The sequence below is a fragment of the Alphaproteobacteria bacterium PA2 genome (genome assembly GCA_002256425.1).
Classification (GTDB): Bacteria; Pseudomonadota; Alphaproteobacteria; order Caulobacterales; family Caulobacteraceae; genus Phenylobacterium.
Map to the genome: position 1 here is coordinate 597,180 of NKIZ01000001.1, position 17,860 is coordinate 615,039.

Sequence of the window (17,860 nt, forward strand, 5' to 3'; positions counted from 1 at the left end):
GGGGGTTGCGTGAGGTGCACAAGTACCATACGCCCCTGGACCTGGTCCGTGAGCGTTCACCGGAACGTCCTGTCGCACTCGTGCGACCGGACGCGGTGGCGGTAGCGGCGCGCTGGTTCCAGGACAAGTTTCAAGGCGACGTTTTCTACGCAGTTAAGGCGAACCCTTCGCCATGGGTCATCGAGACCCTGGTCGCCAACGGCGTAACGTCCTTCGATGTGGCCTCGATCCCCGAGATCGAGCTTGTGCGTCGGCATGCGCCGGGAACGCGCATGGCCTTCATGCACCCGGTCAAAAGCCGGGCGGCGATCACCCAGGCCTACTTCGACTTTGGGGTCAGGACCTTTGCTCTGGATACCCACGAAGAGCTGGCCAAGATTGTCGAAGCCACCGGCGGCGCCAAGGACCTGAACCTGATGGTTCGGCTGGCCGTTGCAGCTGAAGGCGCAGCCTATTCCCTGTCGGGCAAGTTCGGCATCGAGGTTCACCAGGCGCCCGCCCTGCTTCTGGCCGCCCGTCGGGCGACCCAGGAACTGATGGGCGTGTCCTTCCATGTGGGCAGCCAGTGCATGCGTCCCACAGCCTATCAGGCCGCCATGACCCAGGCCTCCCGGGCCCTGGTCCGCGCCGGCGTGTTTGCGGACGTTGTCGATGTGGGCGGCGGCTTCCCGTCGGTTTATCCCGGCATGGTGCCGCCCGCCCTCGAAGACTATGTCGACTCTATCCAGCGCGGCTTTTCGGAAATGATGGTCCACGAGACCACCGAACTCTGGTGTGAGCCGGGGCGCGCCCTCGTGGCCGAGTCATCGTCCCTGCTGTGCAAGGTCGACCTGCGCAAGGGCGACGCCCTCTATCTCAATGATGGCTCTTATGGCTCGCTGTTCGACGCGGCCCATTCCAAGTGGCCCTTCCCGGTAAAGCTGCTGCGTCGCGAAGGCGGCGAGGCCGTCGAGGTCGAGGGCGGGCTGAAGCCCTTCCGCTTCTATGGCCCGACCTGCGACTCCATCGACCACATGCCAGGGCCCTTCTGGCTGCCGGAAGATGTCCGTGAGGGCGACTATGTCGAGATCGGCATGATCGGCGCCTATGGCGTCGCCATGAACACCCGGTTCAACGGCTATGGCGACAATGAAACCGTTCAGGTGGACGACGCGCCCATGGGCTCGATGTTCGGACTTGCCCGCCGGTCGATCCCCGTGCCTCGCCAGGACAGCCAGAATGTCGTCAAGCTGTCACGGGCTCGCGGCAAGAAGCGCCGCCGGAGATAGCTCCAGGCTCAAGAGTTCAGGCGCGGCCGGTCGCTCCGTCCCGGTCGCGCTTTTTCTATGGGACGGGCGCTCAAGCTCTTGGAACAGGAATTAAAGAGAATGAACGCTGACGTTTCGGCGACCAACCGCAAGGCGGAACTGCTGGCCAATACGGTCGAGCATGTCGCCATCGACCAGTACGACGCCCGGCCGATCATCGACGCCATGCGCAAGATGAGCTTCACCAGCCGCGACACGGCCCGCGCGGCCGATATCTGGTCCATGTCCCTGGAAGACCCGACCTGCTCCACCTGGCTGACCCTTGCGGGCTCCACCAGCGCCGGCGGCTGCATGCACATTTACCGCGACATGGTGAAGTACGGCATGATCGACACCATCGTCGCCACCGGCGCCTCGATCGTCGACATGGATTTCTTCGAGGCCCTCGGCTTCAAGCACTATCAGGCCCAGTCCAATGTCGACGACCGCGACCTGCGCGATCTCTACATCGACCGGATCTACGACACCTATATCGACGAGGAAGAACTCCAGAACTGCGACGGCACCATCTACGCCCTCTGCGAAATGCTGGAGCCGCGTCCGTATTCCAGCCGTGAATTCATCTGGGAAATGGGCAAGTGGCTGGCCGCCGGCAATGCCAAGAAGCCAGGCTCCCTGGTCCAGACCGCCTATGAAGAAGGCGTGCCGATCTTCTGCCCGGCCTTTGTGGACTCCTCGGCCGGCTTTGGCCTGGTCAAGCACCAGGTCGAGCGGATGAAGGCGGGCAAGCCCTACCTGACCATCGACGCCGTGGCTGACTTCCGCGAACTGACCGACATCAAGCTGGCGGCCGGCACAACGGGTCTGTTCATGGTCGGCGGCGGGGTTCCCAAGAACTTCGCCCAGGACACGGTGGTCTGCGCCGAAATCCTCGGCCACGAAGCAGAAATGCACAAATACGCCGTGCAGATCACGGTGGCCGATGTCCGCGACGGCGCCTGCTCGTCCTCGACCCTCAAGGAGGCCTGCTCCTGGGGCAAGGTCGACGTAACCTGGGAGCAGATGGTCTTCGCCGAAGCCACTACGGTGGTGCCGTTGATCGCGTCTGACGCCTGGCACCGGGGCGCCTGGAAGTCCCGCACCAAGCCCCGCTGGGCCAAGCTGTTCGCCAAGGCCTAGGAATCAGGACGCCCCTTCTCTTTGGAGAAGGGGCGTTTTTTGTGTTCGTGTCCCGCCGTCCAGGCTCCTAGAAGAGCTTGATGTGAACCCTGGACCTGGGGCTTTCCACATCCACCTGGGCGTCAGAAATGGCCGTCAGCACCCGGCCGATGGTCAGGACCAGATAGGCTGGATTGACCCGGAAGGGCCGGGGCAGGAAGACCACGATCCCCATGGCCAGCAGCAGCAGGGGCGAGAGAAGGATCAGCACAAGGGTCATCGGGAACCACAGGCGGACCTCCCGGGGCTCGAAGGGCCTGGCTGGAATGATCCGCCAGCGCAGGCGCTCAGCCCGCTGCCGCATGGCTTCATACTGCCCGGCGGGCGGTCGCGTGACCTTGCCGCGCTCCGGATCTTCAGGCACCTGCAGGGTCATGGCCGGGGGGAGACCTTCCACGGGCTCCGTCCAGTGGCCGACCCTCGCCGGCAGCCGGTTGTTTCCTTCATCGACATGGGGACATTCTAGCCGGGAACCGGCTTCGATCACCCGGCTTTCGTGGGCGGGATGTACGCGCACAGCAAAAAATCCCCCCTGACCGTTTCCAAGGCGTCCGCCGCTGGGCATGATGGCGGCCTCAGGGGGAGCAAGAAACATGAACAAGGTTCGAGCAGGCGTGTTTGCTGGCGTCATTGCGGTGCTGGCTGGCGGCGCCATAGCAGAAGTGGCGACAAAGCCCGCGACCCCGGCCATGACCCTGGGCGCTTCAAGCGGTTATCTCGGCAAGGCGGCGCCGGACACCTACAGGATCCTGCCGCCCGCCCCGACCCCTGGAACCATTCGTTGGGAGTCCGATCGCGCCACCTTCCTGGCGACCCGTCGCCTTAAGGATTCCCCGCGCTGGGCCATGGCGGTGAAGGATGTGGATCTTGGTGGCGTGGTCAGGGGCATGAGCTGTGCGGTCGGGGTTGAGCTGACCCCAACCAACGCGCCGCGGCTCAGCGCCATGGTGGCCAGGTTGGGCCCGGATGTGGCCTGGGCGACCAACAATCCAAAGGACATCTACAAACGGCCCCGTCCCTATCTCACAGACCCTGGCCCGACCTGTGTCGAACAGTCCCAGGCCCTCTCGGCCAGCCCGGACTATCCTTCCGGGCACGTGACCTATGGCTGGACAATCGGCCTGATCCTGGCCGAGCTGGCGCCGGATCGGGCCACGGACATTCTGGTCCGCGCCCGGGCCTTCGGCGAGAGCCGACTGGTCTGCGGGGTCCACACCATGAGCGCCGTCGAGTCGGGCAGGTCCAATGCCTCGATCCTGGTGGCGGGGCTGCACGGCTCCGAGGCCTTCCGAAAGGACCTGGAGGCCGCCCGGGCCGAAGTGGCCAAGGCCCGCCAGGCCGGGCCGGCGCCGGATCCCGCCGCCTGCGCAGCCGAGGCCGAACTGGCCAAGGCCTCGCCGTACAACTAGACCCCGCTGCAGGATTAAAGATCATGACCCCGGCCTGGATGGATACGGCCCTGTCGCCGGATGCGCGTGCAAGCCTGCTGACCGCCCAGCTGACCCTCGATGAGATGATCAGCCTGGTGCACGGGCCCATGCCGGCCCTGTGCAACCCGCCGCCGGAAGACGCCGCCATGGGGGCCGGCTATATCCCGGGTGTTCCGCGCCTGGGCATTCCGCCGCTCAACGAGACCGACGCCAGTCTGGGGATTGCCAATCCCCGGCGGGTGCGGACCGGAGATGGCGCCACTGGACTCCCGTCCGGTCTGGCCCTGGCCTCGGGATGGGACACGGACCTGGCTTACGAAGCCGGCGCCATGGTCGGGTCCGAAGCCCGGGACAAGGGGTTCAACGTCCTGCTTGGCGGCGGCGCCAACCTGACCCGGGAACCCCGTTGCGGCCGCAATTTCGAGTACCTGGGGGAAGATCCCCTGCTGGCCGGCAAGCTTGCAGGGGCGGCCATCAAGGGCGCCCAGTCCAACCAGATTGTCTGCACCCTCAAGCACTTTGCGCTCAATGACCAGGAAACCTGTCGCCACGTGGTCGACGCGCGGATCGATGAAGGCGCCCTGCGGGAGAGCGACCTGCTGGCCTTCCAGATCGCCATCGAGGACGGTGATCCCGGCTCGGTCATGTGCGCCTACAACAAGGTCAATGGCGAGTGGGCGGGCGAAAACGAATTCCTGCTGACCCAGGTCCTGAAGAAGGACTGGGGCTATCGCGGCTGGGTCATGAGCGACTGGGGCGCCGTGCACTCCACGGCCAAGGCGGTCCTGGCCGGCATGGACCAGGAGAGCGGCGAGCAACTGGACAAGCAGGTCTATTTTGGCGCGCCCTTGAAAGAAGCTGTCGAACAGGGCGAGGTTCCCTTCGAGCGCCTGACCGACATGGTCCACCGCATCCTGCGCAGCCTGTTCCAGCACGGGGTCTTTGATGCACCCAGTGAGCGCCGGGAAACCGATTATGTCGCCAATGGCGAGGTGGCCTTGCGGGCGGCCGAGTCCGGCATTGTCCTGCTGAAGAACCAGGGCGGCGTCCTGCCCCTGTCGCGGAAGGCCCGGCGGATCGCCGTGATCGGCGGCCATGCCGACCGGGGCGTGCTGTCAGGGGGCGGCTCATCCCAGGTCATAGCTGTTGGCGAGCCTGGCCTGGAGCTGGAAGTCGGCGGACTGGCGGCCAGCTTCGTGAAGGTGACCTATCATCCTTCATCGCCCCTGCAGGCCATGAGGGCCGAGGCCCCCCAGACCGAGGTCGTCTATGATGACGGCGCCGACCCCGCCAAAGCGGCGGATCTTGCGCGGGACTGCGACGTCGCGGTCATCTTCGCGACCCAGTGGGCGACCGAAGCGGAAGATCTGCCAGGTCTGAGCCTGCCTGACGATCAGGATGGGCTGATCGCTGCGGTCGCCGCCACCAATTCCAGGACGGTGGTGGTGCTCGAGACGGGAACCCCGGTGGTCATGCCCTGGCTCGCCCAGGTCGCAGGGGTGCTTGAGGCCTGGTATTCTGGAACCCGGGGCGGCGAGGCGATCGCCCGCGTCCTGTTCGGCGAGGTGAATCCTTCGGGCCGCCTGCCCATGAGTTTTCCGGGGAGCGTCGAGGAACTGGTCCGTCCGGAGATTCCCGGTCAGATTTTCGGCCCGCCTGTGGAAGGCAAGACCCTGCCGACCTCCCGCCCGGACGTGCAGCAGCACAAGGGCCGTATCGCCGTCGAACACCCCGAGGGCGCCGATGTCGGTTATCGCTGGTACGACCGGCAGGGCTCCAAACCCCTGTTTCCCTTCGGCTTTGGTCTGTCCTATTCGGAATTCGCCTACGGCGCCCTCAGCCTTGTGGGTGGCGAGACCATCGCCGCCAGCTTCGAGGTGACCAATTCCGGCCAGCGCGCCGGCATTGAAACCGCTCAGGTCTATGCCCGCATAGCCGGTGGCCAGAGGCTGATTGGCTGGGCCAGGGCGCCCCTAAAGGCGGGAGAGAGCCGCCGTGTCACGGTGACTGCCGATCCTAGATTGCTGGCCAGTTATGACACCAGCCTGCCGGGATGGAGGATTGCTGACGGGCCGGTTGAGGTGACGGTCGGTCCGGACGCCGGGACCGTCGCCCTTGCAGGGACGGTGGCTTTGACCGCCCGTGTGCTCGCCCCCTAACCTGGCCGCTTTCTATCCAGCCAGGGAGGAAGGGGCCAGGGTGGCTTCGAAATCCTGGAGGATATCGACCACCTCTTCCATGGGAGCCACGAACTCGAAGGCGCCTTCGAAGCGGTACTTCCAGAAGCTGGATATGTGGGAGATCGACCCGATCCTTTCGCCCAGGACCATGAACATGGCGGGCGCCTTCAGCAGGAAATCCCTGAAGGCCATGGGCTTTCCGTTCTGGGTCAGGTCGCGATAGGCAGCCTGATAGACTTCCAGTGTTTCATTCACCTGGTGTCGACACCTGCGGATTTCCCTGGCGATGCGGAGTTTCGCGTCGCGGACATAGGCCGCCTCCGCCCCTTCGCGCCGGCCGGTCGCCTGAAGCTTTGGCAGCTCCTTGATCATGGTGGCCAACCGGGGATCGATGTCTGAAAGCGCCCACTGGTAGTAGAGGAAGCCCTTCCAGCTGAACATGCCGTCGCGATAGGCCTCCTCGCTCAGTCGCAGGACCATGCGCAAGGGCTCCAGACGTTCATCGATCTGGGTCGACAACAGAAGGGCCGCCAGTTTTTCCGAACGCATTTCGCTGCCCTTCGGAAAGGCCATCTCGATCACCGGCATGATCTGCGCCCCGACGAACATCTGCATCCGCCCGAGGTCTGCGTCTGAGATGGAGAAGTAGAGGGGCGCGACATCAAAGCCGCGCCGGCTAAGATGCTCCCTCAGCAGGAAGGGATCCAGGGATGGCAGTTCGTCCAGGGCCTGGAAAACATTCAGATCGTTCTGAATTCTCCCGTCCTCCCCGGCCAGTTCCTGAACCATGGTGGTCCAGCCCCTTTGTCCGATGAAGAAGGACTGTCCACCGATATCCAGGTCAGAGCGCTCGAAGGGAATGATGACCTTGGTCGCCACATAACGGGGGTCATCAAAGACAAACTGTTCGTTCGGCCGGACCCGGTGTTTGAGGATGAGGGCCTCGTTCAGCACCTGGTTGCGAAAGAAGGGGGCGGCCAGATAGGCGTCTTCATGCCTGTGCAGGCGCGCGACGGCCAGGAGGTTCAGCACGCGGCTGGTTGATGCGGTCTTGTGCAAGGCCGCTAGGTTTCTGACCGAACGGTCTGTCTGGCCTTCGGTCAAGGTCGGGCGCCTCCAGGTTCACCAACATGGACGATCCGGTGGCCAATGCCTGCCATCCATACTGGCTGAATCTAGATCTGAAAGGTGAACGAAGGCCATTCACCGCAGGGCGACCGTCAGTCTATTGGCCAATATTGTCGAAGCTTGCGAGGTTGGCTTCGAAATCGGCAAGGATGTCGACCACTTCCTCAATAGGCGCAGCCAGATCGCGCGGGTCACGGAAGCGATAGCGCCAGAAGCTGGCAATGTGGGAAATCGACCCGATCCTTTCGCCCAGGATCATGAACATGGTCGGCGCCTTCAGCAGGAAGTCGCGGAAGGCCATGGGCTTGCCGTTCTGGGTCAGGTCCTTGTAGGCGTCGTCATAGACCTGCAGGGCCTCGGCGACTTCCTTGCGCCTCTGCTGGATGGCCTTGAGCAGCCTTGCCCTCGATTCCTCGATGAAGATCATCAGCTCGCGGTCCTTGTGACCAGCGGGCCGCAGCATGGGGAGTTCCTTGAGCACGGTCGCCAGCTTCGGCGCCATGTCGGCCAGGGCCCACTTGTAATAGAGGAAGCCCTTCCAGCTGAAGATGCCTTCCCGATAGGTGTCGGCGTCCAGGCGCATGACGATGCGCAGGGGCTCAAGGCGCTCGTCGATCTTGTTGGACAGGAGGACGGTGGCCATTTTCTCCGAGCGGGCCTCCGAGCCCTTGGGGAAGGCCATATCGATCAGCTGATAGATCTGGGCCCCGACAAAGGCCTGCATCCGCTCCATGTCCGCCTCGGATATGGCGAAATAGACGGCGGAGATCGGGAAGCCCCGGCGGTTCAGGTGCTCGCGAAGGAGGAAGGGATCCAGAGACGGAATCTCGTCCAGGGCCTCCAGCACGGACACATCGTGATGGATCTTTTCATCTTCCCCGGCCAGTTCCTGAACCATGCTGGTCCAGCCACGCTGGCCGACAAAGAATGAGCGCCCGCCCATGCGCAGGTCGGACCGCTCAAAGGGGATGATGACCTTGGTGGCCACGTGCCTCTGGTCATTGAAGACGAACCGCTCATCGGCCCGGAGCCTGTGCTTGAGGATCAGGCTTTCGTTGAGGATGGGGTTCTTGAAGAAGGGCTGGGTCAGATATTCAGGGTCAGAGCGATGCTCCGCGCCGACGGCCAGAAGGTTGAGCACACGGCTCGTTGACGCCGTCTTCTGCAGGGCCCCCAGATTCCGGACAGAACGATCTGAGCTCGCAGCCATATCGACCTATACCTCTTCTGTGCCTGACCCTTCGGTCAGGTTTCGCAAAATGCGAACGAACGCTCTGGGAACAGCCGGACAATGGCTCGCCGGAAATTGTGTGACAAGGCGCCGCAGTTGCCCAACCGCGATGCCCGCCGATACGCGCGTTCGGGAGTCTGATTCAAGGGTCTGAAAACAGGGTTAAGCGCGGACTTTGGAATTTGCCGATCACGTTTGCCGGCGCCCGCTCTGATTGCGAGTCCTTTCCCACGGGTTGCTAGCCGTTTCCGAGAATCCACTTCGTTACCTAGAGGACGGGGCGGCACAGGGCCCCGGCCACATCCGGCCAGACCAGGGTCGAGACCGATACGGCGATCAGGGCCAGACCTGCAGCCCACTGGAGGGCTGGCCGTCGGTCGGTCTTTCCCAGCCAGGCGACGCCCAGGGACGAGGCGGTGAGCAAGGGTGAAACCCCCAGACCGAATCCCAGCATGACCAGACCACCCCTGAGGGCGTCCCCGGCCAGCATGGCGTACATCAGGGCGGCATAGACCATGCCGCAGGGCAGGAGGCCCCAGACCAGTCCTGCCATGAGCGCCGCAAGGCCATGACCCCGGCGCTTCTGCGTCCACGCCCAGCTGCTGAGTGGTGTGAACGCCCGAGCCAGGATCGCCGGCGACGGCAGGATCCCGGTCAGGGACACGGCGGTCCAGATCAGCACCAGGGCGCCGAACCTTTGCAGGACAGCATAGGCGGCGTACTGATCGAAGAGTCCATAGAGGGCTGATCCGAAACCGCCGACCACGGCGCCCGCTGTTACATAGGCGACAAGCTTGCCGGTCTGGGCCGCCATCAGGGCCCGGGCGCGGTCGGGCAGGCTGGACGTCCTGCCAAGGGACAGGGACAAGGCCCCCCCCACGCCGCCACACATGACGACACAGTGAAGGGAACTCACAAGTCCGAGGATAAGACCGCCCAGCAGGGTCAGGGACGACAAGGCAAGCTCCCGGGGGAAGGAAACGCCCTGGCAGCATGGCGATGACAGGCCCGTCAGGCTTTGCGTCAGGTCAAAATGTCACCCGGGTCTCTGGGGACTTGCCAAGTTTCAAGCGGAAGTTCATCACCCTGCCGCCATGTCCGATGATCTTACAGAAGGCCAGACGGCCGTCATTCCCGACGGATACGTCATCAACCTGTGGCAGCGCGGGTTTGGCCGGACCGTGGGACCGTTTTATTCCAAGCGGGATTCGAACAATGACGAGGTCATGGCCTTCCGGGTCGAAGAGCACCATGCCAACGGCATGAACAACTGCCATGGCGGCATGCTGATGAGCTTTGCCGACATGGCCTGGGGCCGGGTCATTTCGAACAAGAAGGAGATCGGCTGGGTTACAGTCCGGTTGCTGACCGATTTCCTGTCAGGCGCCCACATGGGCGACTGGGTGGAAGGCGACAGCGAGATCATTTCCGAACACGACGACATTTTCACTGTCCGGGGCCGAATTTGGTGTGGCGATCGCACCCTCATGACCGGCACGGGCGTTTACAAGGGCATTCGTTCGATCCAGCGCAAGCCGGGCGAACGCGAGCCGAAAGGATAGCTTATGGCACTCGATCCCGCGATCAAGGAAGGCGCGCCTGTCGGATATGACGACCGCCCCATCCACTCCGAACCCGGCGCCCTGCCGCCAGAGGTCCAGGCCCCCTTGGCGCCGTTTCAGGGCAATGAGCCCGACGCGCCCAAGTGGTTCACGGACGCCATAGCCCAGGAGCCCGAGCGGTCCTTCGTGACCTCGCTTGGCACCCAGATCGAGGTTCTGACCTGGGGCGAGATCGGCAAGCCTGGCCTGCTGCTGGCCCATGGAAATTCCGCCCACGCCGACTGGTGGAGCTTCATCGCCCCCTATCTGGCCCAGGACTACCGGGTCGCCTCCATGTCCCTGGCCGGCATGGGCGCCTCGGACTGGCGCGAAAACTATGCCTTCCAGGATTTCGCCGAGGACGCCGAGGCTGTCGCCCAGGCCGCGGGCCTTTATGAGGGCGGGGGAAAGCCGATCTATATCGGCCACTCCTTCGGCGGTTCCCAGGTGTTCTTCGCCGCCGCCCGGCATCCTGATCGCATGAGCGCCGCCATCCTGGTCGACACCGGCTTTGGCGGACCGCCGCCGGACTCCGAAGAGGGCAAGCGGATGGCCGAACGGGTCCGCAACATTCCCACCGCCGACCGCGCCCAGAAGGTCTATCCGACCCTGCAGGCGGCCCTGGCCCGGTTCCGGTTCATGCCGCCCCAGGCCGCGGGAAACCTGTTCGTCGCCGATTTCATCGCCCGCCGTTCGCTCAAGAAGGCGCCTATGGAAGACGGCTCCGGCGAGGGCTGGACCTGGCGGTTTGACCCCAACATGTGGAACAAGCTGGACCGCTCCCTGATGAGCGGTCTGATGGACGGCGCGCCGCCCCAGGTGACCATTCCCCTGGCCCACATCTTCGGGGACCGTTCCGTGGTCATGTCCCGGCGGGCTTCCAGCCAGGCTTCGCCCCTGCCGGATCACACCCTGGAAATCGCCATCCCCGATTCGGCCCACCATGTGATGGTCGATCAGCCCCTGGCCCTGGTGGCCGCTTTGCGCGGGCTTTTGTCCTCCTGGCCGCCCAGGTCTTAAGCCCTACTTGAGACCTTGCGGCGGAACGTGTAACCCCCAACCAACGACTTGCCTTCGAGAGACAGCGACATGGCTTCCGAATATCACCGCGGCGAAATGGACATCCAGGAACAGGAAGCCACCTTCGTCATGTTCAACAGCCTCACCAAGTGGGGTTCGCTGGCGATCACGTCCCTGCTGGTCTGGCTGGTTCTCTGGTTCTGCACCCCCACCGGCTTCCTGGGCGCAACCGTCACGGCCTTCATCGTCGCCGTGATCGGTGTCGTGGTCCTGAAGGAAAAGCCGGACGCTGACCACTAGGTCGCCCACCGGTCTATGGACAGGATTCCCGGCCCTCACTAAGGTCTGAAGACCAACTGGGCTGGGGAATCTGGGAATGACCGTTATCGCCGTCACCAAGGAACGCCGGGCGGGCGAGACCCGCGTGGCGGCCACGCCTGAGACGGTCAAGAAGCTAATCGCCGCCGGATTTTCCGTTACGGTCGAGGCGGGCGCCGGGATCGCCGCCGCCTATCCGGACGCCGACTATGTCGCCGCCGGCGCAACCCTGGCCAAGACCGCCAAGGCCGCGGTCGAGAAGGCCGACATCCTCTACAAGGTGCGGGCGCCGGAAGACGCCGAGATCGCCGCCCTCAAGTCGGGCGCCATTGTCGCGGCCCTGCTCAATCCCCATCAGGACAAGGCGGTTGTCGCCGCCCTTGCGGCCAGGGGCGCCAGCGCCTTCGCTATGGAATTCATCCCCCGCATCACCCGCGCCCAGGTCATGGACGCCCTGTCCTCCCAGGCCAATCTTGCCGGCTATCGGGCGGTGATCGAGGGGGCGGAGGCCTATGGTCGCGCCCTGCCGATGATGATGACCGCCGCCGGCACCATTGCTGCGGCCAAGGTCTTTGTCATGGGGGTCGGCGTCGCCGGTCTGCAGGCCATCGCCACGGCCCGCCGCCTGGGCGCTGTCGTCACCGCCACCGACGTGCGACCCGCCACCAAGGAGCAGGTGGAAAGCCTCGGCGCGAAGTTCCTGGCCGTCGAGGACGAGGAATTCAAGAACGCCCAGACCGCCGGCGGCTACGCCAAGGAGATGAGCGCCGAGTATCAGGCCAAGCAGGCTGAACTGGTCTCCAGCCACATCGCCAAGCAGGACATCGTCATCACCACCGCCCTGATCCCGGGCCGCGCCGCGCCCCGTCTGGTCAACGCCGCCCAGGTGGCCTCCATGCGCGCCGGTTCGGTGCTGGTGGACCTGGCGGTCGAGCAGGGCGGCAATGTGGAAGGGGTCAAGCCCGGCGAGGTCCTGGTCACCGCCAATGGCGTCAAGATCCTGGGCATTCCCAACCTGCCGGGCCGGATCGCCACCGATGCTTCGGCCCTCTATGCCCGCAATCTTCTGGCCTTCTCGACCCTCCTGCTCGACAAGGAGGGCAAGCTGGCGCCCGACTATGAGGACGAAATCCTCAAGGCGGCCCTGGTCACCCAGGGCGGCAAGGTCGTCCACCCAGCGCTCAGCGCCTGATCCCAGCGGAGGAAATCATGGAAGCCGTCGACCCCACTGTCTTCCGCCTGGCGATCTTCGTCCTGGCGATCTTTGTCGGATATTACGTGGTGTGGAGCGTGACGCCGGCCCTGCACACCCCGCTCATGGCCGTGACCAACGCGATTTCGTCGGTGATCATAGTCGGCGCCCTGCTGGCCGCCGCCGCCCACAGCCCTGACGGCGCCCTGACCGGCTCCATCCTGATTTCCAAGGGGGCCGGCGCTGTCGCTGCGGCCTTCGCCGCCGTCAACATCTTCGGCGGCTTTCTGGTCACCCAGCGCATGCTGGCCATGTACAAGAAGAAGGACAAAGCGAAGTGAACGCCAACCTCGCGGCCATCCTCTATCTCGTCTCCGGCGTCCTGTTCATCCTGGCGCTTCGGGGCCTGTCCTCGCCGACCACCAGCCAGGCGGGCAACCGCAATGGCATGATCGGCATGGCGATCGCGGTCAGCGTGACCCTGATCACCCTGTTCAGCCAGGGCAAGCTTGATCCCCTGACCCTGGGCCTGATCGGCGGCGGGGTGGCCATTGGCGGCGGCGTCGGCGCCCTGATCGCCCGGCGGGTGGCCATGACCTCCATGCCCCAGCTGGTGGCGGCCTTTCACAGCCTGGTGGGCATGGCGGCCTGTCTGGTGGCCGTGGCGGCCATCCATACCCCGGCGGCTTATGGCATTCTGGACACTGCAACCGGCCAGGTGCACCTGAACTCCCTGGTGGAGCTGAGCCTGGGTCTGGCCATCGGCGCCGTGACCTTCACCGGCTCGGTCATCGCGTTTGCCAAGCTCAACGGAAACATGAGCGGCGCGCCCATCCTGCTGCCCGCCCGCCACCTGCTGAACATCCTGATCGGTCTGGCCATTGTCGCCATGATCGTCGTCCTTGTGATGAGCGGCGGCTCGGCCCTGTGGGCCTTCTGGGCGATCTTCGCCCTCAGCCTGCTGGTGGGTATCACCCTGATCATTCCCATCGGCGGCGCGGACATGCCGGTGGTGGTGTCCATGCTCAACAGCTATTCCGGCTGGGCGGCGGCGGCCCTGGGTTTCACCCTGGAAAACGTCACCCTGATCATCACCGGCGCCCTGGTTGGCTCGTCGGGCGCCATCCTCAGCTACATCATGTGCAAGGCCATGAACCGCAGCTTTGTCTCGGTCATTCTGGGCGGCTTCGGCGCAGACGACGCAGCGGCCGCCTCGGGCGGCAAGGTCGAGACCCGGCCGGTCAAGCAGGGCTCGGCTGACGACGCGGCCTTCATCATGAAGAACGCCAGCAAGGTCATCATTGTCCCGGGCTATGGCATGGCGGTCAGCCAGGCCCAGCATGCCCTGCGGGAAATGGGCGACAAGCTGAAGGAAGAGGGCGTCGAGGTGAAGTACGCCATTCACCCGGTGGCTGGCCGCATGCCTGGCCACATGAACGTCCTGCTGGCCGAGGCCAATGTGCCCTATGACGAGGTCTTCGAGCTGGAGGACATCAACGCCGAATTCCCGACAGCCGACGTGGCCTTCGTCATCGGCGCCAATGACGTCACCAATCCGGCCGCCAAGACCGACCCGACCAGCGCCATTTACGGCATGCCGATCCTCGACGTGGAAAAGGCCCGCACCGTCCTCTTCGTCAAGCGCGGCATGAGCTCTGGCTATGCCGGGGTCGAGAACGAGCTCTTCTTCCGCGACAACACCATGATGCTGTTCGGCGACGCCAAGAAGATGGTCGAGGGCATTCTCAAGGGCCTTTGACCCCCACTTGCAGGGCTGAAGGTCCGGGCGCATGCTCCCCCCAATAAACGGGAGGGACGACCATGCGTTATCGCCTTGGCGGGCTCGCGCTCGCCGTGAGTTTCCTGCTTTCCAGTTGTTCTCAGTCTGAAGCTCCAGCCCCTGCCGGCCCGGCCGCCCTGGCCCTGCCGGTCACTGAAGATGGCCATGGGGTGCTGACCGCCCAGTCGGTCACCATAAAGGGCAAGGGCGATGCGCCGGTGGCGGCCGTCGCCATGACCCCCAACTGGTGGGTCGGCAGCGGCACCTTCAAGATCTCGTGGTTCGCCGGCCAGAGCCAGACCAAGCGGTTCTTCGTCATCAGCAATGCGACGGCGGACGCGCCCGCCTTCCTGAAACACCCTGAAGAGGGTGTGCGGGAGGTCAAGGTCAGCTTTGACGGCGCGGCCCTGACCTCCATCCACCCTACGGCCACAAAGGCGGAGTTTCCGATTCCTGCCGGCGCCAAGGCGGTGACCCAGGTTCAGGTGACCTATGGCCCGGAAGGCGCCCCGGAAACCGTCACCTGGAAATGATCGGGGCCTGACCCTTGCGGTCGCCTTGCCCTTTCAGTCCCGGGCTCTGTAAATCGGGGCCTTGGGAGCCGGAGGGGCGCATGGCGAGTCGGGCGGGGTTTCACGCCTTTCGGGGCGAGCATGTGGATATCGGCGGCAGACGGCTGCGGGTGGTCCGCGCTGGCGCGCCCACCGATGCGCCGATGATCGTTCTCGAATGCGGCGCCTTTGGCTGCGCTGCCGACTGGGCTGTGGTCCAGGACCGCCTTGCCGCCCAGGGCCTGGCCAGTCTGGCCTATGACCGGGCGGGCCTGGGCTATTCCGATCCCGGACCCACACCCAGGGACGGCCGCGCCATAGCCGAGGATCTTGAGGCCCTGCTTCAGAGACTGGACATCAGGGGACCCCTGCTGATGGTCGGTCACTCCATGGCCGGGATCCTGCTGCGGGTATTTGTCGGACGTAATGCAGAGCAGGTCTGCGGCCTGGTGCTGGTGGACGCCGTGACTTCGGAGGCTGTGGAGCATCCCGCCGCGGCCCGCGCCATTGCCGGGTTTCAGGGCGCCCTGGGTCTGGTGGGTCGATGGTCGGGCCTGGGCTTCATGCGGCCGGTCTCCTGGGTGATCGGCGACAAGATCGGGCTGGATGGCGAGGCGTCCCGGGAAAAGCGGCGCATATACGGTCTGGCCTCCCACGCGAAATGGTCGGCGGAGGAAGTGGCCAACTGGTCGGCGACCTCGATCCAGGGACGGGACATCGGCGAGTATGACCCTGATCTGCCCGTTGCTGTGGTGACAGCCGGGGCCGTGCCCCTTTCACCTGGTCTGAAGGACATGCAGTCAGCACCCGCCCGGGCCTCCAGCAAGGGATATGAAGCGCACGTGGTCGGGGCGGGGCACGCCAACCTTCTGGGCCGGAAGTTCGCCGATCCGATCATTGACGGCGTCAGGCACGTCCTGGGCGTCTAGGACCGAACAGGCTCCCGGTCGACCAGCCCGGCGGCCGCCTGAAAGCGCCTGAGCACCAGCGACGCCACCAGGGTCCCGGGCGGCGGCAGATCGCCCCCGAACCATGGCAGGCCACCCCGCGCCGCGGGATGGACCGTGGCGAGACCGGCGCGCACCGCTGGCGACAGGCTGGACATATGTCCGGCCAGGGCGCTGACGGTCATGTCGGCAGGGGCCGCAATCTCGAACCGCCCGTCCCAGACGCCACTTTGACCGGCCTGCAGATGCAGGTCAGGCGAGCCTGACCTGGAAACCTCCCCGGCGGGGCGGATCCAGCGGATCACATCCTCATCGGCCAGGACCTGGCAACCTGACAGGGTCATGGTGACGTCATCCGGGCCTCGCAGGGCCTGGGCGAGGCGCGCAAGCCGGTCCCGGCGCGGCAGGCGCTCGCCGCCGCCGGCGCAGACGCAGGCCAGACCTGTCAGGGCGACCGCAGCGTCGAAGGGGGCAGCCCGAAGGGCCCCGCGCGACATGACCAGGCCGCAGTCCTCCTGCAGGCTCAGGGCAAGATCGCGGGGCATATCTGACCGGACCCGGGAAGCTGGCGCTTCCCCTGACGGTGAACCCTGTCGCGCCCGGCTGCGGGCGAAACGGGTGTCCTCATTGGCGGGATCGTCGATCCAGGGGGCGTTCTGATCTTTCAGCCAGGCCCGCAGGTCGCTGCGGCTGACCCCCAGCAGGGGGCGCAGGAGGAAGACGCCCCGACCGTCCGGCCAGACCGGCGAAGGCGACCATGATCTGGCGTCCGGCGTGGTCGAGCCATCCTGTCGCATGGCGGCGGACTCAGCCAGATCGCTGGCCGTGTGACCCATAAGGATGACAGAGGCCCCGGCCTGTCGGGCGGCCTCCGCCAGCAGCCTGTGCCGGGCAAGGCGGGCGGCGGCGGGGAGGCCAGTGGATGGCTTGGGACCGGTCCAGGCGAGGGCCTGGAAGTCAGCTCCCAGCCGCCCGGCAAGATCCCGACAGGTTTCAGTCCAACCGCGGCTCGCCGGATTGAGGCCATGATCGACAGTCAGGCACAGCAGGGGCCGCCCGTGCGCCCTTGCCCAGGTGCTGGCTGTCAGGGCCAGGGCCACGGAATCTCCGCCGCCTGAGAGGGCGAGCGCCAGGGGTTGTTTGCAGCGGGGCGCCAGACGTCGATCGAGGACCCGGTGGACCTCCTCGGTCAGGCCGGACATTTCGCCAGGACACGGGTCGCCGTGGCGCGGGACTGCACCGCAGGCGCTGCCTTGGGATAGCGCCGGGCGAACTCGTCCAGGGTCTGGCAGGCGTCTGACGGCTTGCGCATCCGGACCAGGGCCCGGGACAGCTCGACCACGGCGTCAGGCGCCCAGCTGGTCTGCGGCCATTCCCGGATGGCGCCGATGAAGGCCGTGGCGGCTTCCGGATTGGCGGCCCGGGCGGCATAGGCCTTGCCCAGCCAGTAGCGGGCTTCGGGCCCCTTGGGGCCGTCGCCATAACGGGTGATGAAGTCCTGCAGGGCTGGCTCTGCAGAGGCGTAATCGCCTCCCAGGGCCAATTGCCGGGCTTGATTGAAGGCCTCGGTCGGCGAGACTGAAGCCGGGGCCGGAACCGGCGTCGCTGCGGCTGCTGCTGCGGCCTGTTCGAGGGTCTGGACCCGTTCCGCCAGGAGACGGTTCGTCGCCTTCTGGGCGTCGAGGTCCTTGCGGGCCTGGGTCAGGTTGAAGGTCGCTGTCTCCATCTGGCCATTTAGCCGGGTCAGGGTCTGTTCCATGTCGCTGAGGCGGCGGGAAAGTTCCTGCAGCAGGTAGTCGGTCTCGGCCGGCTGCACGACCACCGGCTTCCCCGAATCCCGCCCCTGGAAGACGATGGCCCGCAACTCACGGACCACCTGCTCCATCCTGTCCAGGCGCTTGGCGTCCCGGGCGTCCAGGGGATCAATAGGCGTCTGAGCCCCGGCCTGGCCGGAGGCGACCAGGGTCAGGCTGAGGGCCAGGGCCGATGCGGTGCGAAGCCAGGCCATGGCTGGCGC

General features: G+C 65.4%; 18 protein-coding genes. 12 read left to right on the forward strand and 6 right to left on the reverse strand.

The window, feature by feature from the left end:
• The first annotated feature begins 14 nt into the window (after positions 1 to 14).
• A complete protein-coding gene (locus tag CFE28_02990) occupies positions 15 to 1,268 on the forward strand; it encodes a decarboxylase (GenBank protein ID OYU69050.1) in 1,254 nt (417 codons plus the stop codon).
• A 57-nt stretch (positions 1,269 to 1,325) separates the two neighbouring features.
• Positions 1,326 to 2,426, forward strand: coding sequence for a deoxyhypusine synthase (locus CFE28_02995; GenBank protein OYU69051.1), 1,101 nt, complete (start codon positions 1,326 to 1,328; stop codon positions 2,424 to 2,426).
• 67 nt (positions 2,427 to 2,493) lie between these two features.
• Here CFE28_02995 and CFE28_03000 read toward each other — a convergent pair whose 3' ends face one another.
• Positions 2,494 to 3,060 carry a hypothetical protein gene (locus CFE28_03000; GenBank protein OYU69052.1) on the reverse strand — a complete coding sequence of 189 codons (567 nt, stop codon included), beginning with the start codon at positions 3,058 to 3,060 and terminating at the stop codon, positions 2,494 to 2,496.
• Here CFE28_03000 and CFE28_03005 point away from each other — a divergent pair.
• Together CFE28_03005 and CFE28_03010 are read left to right on the forward strand one after the other, a co-directional pair.
• Positions 3,059 to 3,874 (forward strand): acid phosphatase, encoded by an 816-nt coding sequence (locus CFE28_03005; protein ID OYU69053.1) that lies wholly within the window; start codon positions 3,059 to 3,061, stop codon positions 3,872 to 3,874. The two genes, CFE28_03000 and CFE28_03005, sit on opposite strands and share 2 nt — an antisense overlap.
• 23 nt (positions 3,875 to 3,897) lie before the next feature.
• The gene (locus CFE28_03010) at positions 3,898 to 6,054 is read left to right on the forward strand and encodes a glycosyl hydrolase (GenBank protein OYU69054.1); all 2,157 of its coding nucleotides are present in this window, start codon (positions 3,898 to 3,900) and stop codon (positions 6,052 to 6,054) included.
• Between the two features lie 12 nt (positions 6,055 to 6,066).
• Here the strand turns inward: CFE28_03010 and CFE28_03015 are convergent, their stop codons facing one another.
• From CFE28_03015 to CFE28_03025, 3 genes are all read right to left on the reverse strand, one after another.
• Positions 6,067 to 7,134, reverse strand: coding sequence for a hypothetical protein (locus CFE28_03015; protein OYU69055.1), 1,068 nt, complete (start codon positions 7,132 to 7,134; stop codon positions 6,067 to 6,069).
• Positions 7,135 to 7,300: 166 nt separating this feature from the next.
• Positions 7,301 to 8,413: a hypothetical protein gene (locus CFE28_03020; protein ID OYU69056.1), complete on the reverse strand. Its 1,113-nt coding sequence runs from the start codon at positions 8,411 to 8,413 to the stop codon at positions 7,301 to 7,303.
• Positions 8,414 to 8,702: 289 nt separating this feature from the next.
• Positions 8,703 to 9,392: a hypothetical protein gene (locus CFE28_03025; GenBank protein ID OYU69057.1), complete on the reverse strand. Its 690-nt coding sequence runs from the start codon at positions 9,390 to 9,392 to the stop codon at positions 8,703 to 8,705.
• A gap of 136 nt (positions 9,393 to 9,528) precedes the next feature.
• On the opposite strand from CFE28_03025, the gene CFE28_03030 reads away from it, so the two are divergent.
• The 8 genes from CFE28_03030 to CFE28_03065 all read left to right on the forward strand — a co-directional run bounded on the left by CFE28_03030 (position 9,529) and on the right by CFE28_03065 (position 15,825).
• Positions 9,529 to 9,996: a thioesterase gene (locus CFE28_03030; GenBank protein ID OYU69058.1), complete on the forward strand. Its 468-nt coding sequence runs from the start codon at positions 9,529 to 9,531 to the stop codon at positions 9,994 to 9,996.
• Between the two features lie 3 nt (positions 9,997 to 9,999).
• The gene (locus CFE28_03035; protein ID OYU69059.1) at positions 10,000 to 11,055 is read left to right on the forward strand and encodes an alpha/beta hydrolase; all 1,056 of its coding nucleotides are present in this window, start codon (positions 10,000 to 10,002) and stop codon (positions 11,053 to 11,055) included.
• Positions 11,056 to 11,124: 69 nt separating this feature from the next.
• Positions 11,125 to 11,355: an aa3-type cytochrome c oxidase subunit IV gene (locus tag CFE28_03040; GenBank protein ID OYU69060.1), complete on the forward strand. Its 231-nt coding sequence runs from the start codon at positions 11,125 to 11,127 to the stop codon at positions 11,353 to 11,355.
• Positions 11,356 to 11,431: 76 nt separating this feature from the next.
• The gene (locus CFE28_03045) at positions 11,432 to 12,565 is read left to right on the forward strand and encodes an NAD(P)(+) transhydrogenase (Re/Si-specific) subunit alpha (protein OYU69061.1); all 1,134 of its coding nucleotides are present in this window, start codon (positions 11,432 to 11,434) and stop codon (positions 12,563 to 12,565) included.
• 17 nt (positions 12,566 to 12,582) lie between these two features.
• Positions 12,583 to 12,906: an NAD(P) transhydrogenase subunit alpha gene (locus CFE28_03050; GenBank protein ID OYU69062.1), complete on the forward strand. Its 324-nt coding sequence runs from the start codon at positions 12,583 to 12,585 to the stop codon at positions 12,904 to 12,906.
• Positions 12,903 to 14,324 carry an NAD synthetase gene (locus tag CFE28_03055; GenBank protein ID OYU69063.1) on the forward strand — a complete coding sequence of 474 codons (1,422 nt, stop codon included), beginning with the start codon at positions 12,903 to 12,905 and terminating at the stop codon, positions 14,322 to 14,324. Before CFE28_03050 ends, CFE28_03055 begins: the two co-directional genes overlap by 4 nt.
• A gap of 62 nt (positions 14,325 to 14,386) precedes the next feature.
• Positions 14,387 to 14,878, forward strand: coding sequence for a hypothetical protein (locus tag CFE28_03060; protein ID OYU69064.1), 492 nt, complete (start codon positions 14,387 to 14,389; stop codon positions 14,876 to 14,878).
• 80 nt (positions 14,879 to 14,958) lie between these two features.
• Positions 14,959 to 15,825 (forward strand): alpha/beta hydrolase, encoded by an 867-nt coding sequence (locus tag CFE28_03065; GenBank protein OYU69065.1) that lies wholly within the window; start codon positions 14,959 to 14,961, stop codon positions 15,823 to 15,825.
• On the opposite strand, the gene tilS is transcribed toward CFE28_03065, so the two are convergent.
• Both tilS and ygbF read right to left on the reverse strand, forming a co-directional pair.
• The gene (gene tilS, locus CFE28_03070) at positions 15,822 to 17,045 is read right to left on the reverse strand and encodes a tRNA lysidine(34) synthetase TilS (protein ID OYU69066.1); all 1,224 of its coding nucleotides are present in this window, start codon (positions 17,043 to 17,045) and stop codon (positions 15,822 to 15,824) included. The genes CFE28_03065 and tilS overlap by 4 nt on opposite strands.
• The gene (ygbF, locus tag CFE28_03075; protein OYU69067.1) at positions 17,033 to 17,851 is read right to left on the reverse strand and encodes a tol-pal system protein YbgF; all 819 of its coding nucleotides are present in this window, start codon (positions 17,849 to 17,851) and stop codon (positions 17,033 to 17,035) included. Before ygbF ends, tilS begins: the two co-directional genes overlap by 13 nt.
• Positions 17,852 to 17,860: the final 9 nt, after the last annotated feature.

What these genes read in the sequence shown, in the direction of transcription:
- CFE28_02995 (OYU69051.1), top strand. Translation starts at nt 1,326, where the DNA reads ATGGGACGGGCGCTCAAGCTCTTGGAACAGGAATTAAAGAGAATGAAC.
- CFE28_03005 (OYU69053.1), top strand. Translation starts at nt 3,059, where the DNA reads ATGAACAAGGTTCGAGCAGGCGTGTTTGCTGGCGTCATTGCGGTGCTG.
- CFE28_03000 (OYU69052.1), bottom strand. Translation starts at nt 3,060, where the DNA reads ATGTTTCTTGCTCCCCCTGAGGCCGCCATCATGCCCAGCGGCGGACGC.
- CFE28_03010 (OYU69054.1), top strand. Translation starts at nt 3,898, where the DNA reads ATGACCCCGGCCTGGATGGATACGGCCCTGTCGCCGGATGCGCGTGCA.
- CFE28_03020 (OYU69056.1), bottom strand. Translation starts at nt 8,413, where the DNA reads ATGGCTGCGAGCTCAGATCGTTCTGTCCGGAATCTGGGGGCCCTGCAG.
- CFE28_03030 (OYU69058.1), top strand. Translation starts at nt 9,529, where the DNA reads ATGTCCGATGATCTTACAGAAGGCCAGACGGCCGTCATTCCCGACGGA.
- CFE28_03035 (OYU69059.1), top strand. Translation starts at nt 10,000, where the DNA reads ATGGCACTCGATCCCGCGATCAAGGAAGGCGCGCCTGTCGGATATGAC.
- CFE28_03040 (OYU69060.1), top strand. Translation starts at nt 11,125, where the DNA reads ATGGCTTCCGAATATCACCGCGGCGAAATGGACATCCAGGAACAGGAA.
- CFE28_03045 (OYU69061.1), top strand. Translation starts at nt 11,432, where the DNA reads ATGACCGTTATCGCCGTCACCAAGGAACGCCGGGCGGGCGAGACCCGC.
- CFE28_03050 (OYU69062.1), top strand. Translation starts at nt 12,583, where the DNA reads ATGGAAGCCGTCGACCCCACTGTCTTCCGCCTGGCGATCTTCGTCCTG.
- CFE28_03060 (OYU69064.1), top strand. Translation starts at nt 14,387, where the DNA reads ATGCGTTATCGCCTTGGCGGGCTCGCGCTCGCCGTGAGTTTCCTGCTT.
- CFE28_03065 (OYU69065.1), top strand. Translation starts at nt 14,959, where the DNA reads ATGGCGAGTCGGGCGGGGTTTCACGCCTTTCGGGGCGAGCATGTGGAT.
- tilS (OYU69066.1), bottom strand. Translation starts at nt 17,045, where the DNA reads ATGTCCGGCCTGACCGAGGAGGTCCACCGGGTCCTCGATCGACGTCTG.
- ygbF (OYU69067.1), bottom strand. Translation starts at nt 17,851, where the DNA reads ATGGCCTGGCTTCGCACCGCATCGGCCCTGGCCCTCAGCCTGACCCTG.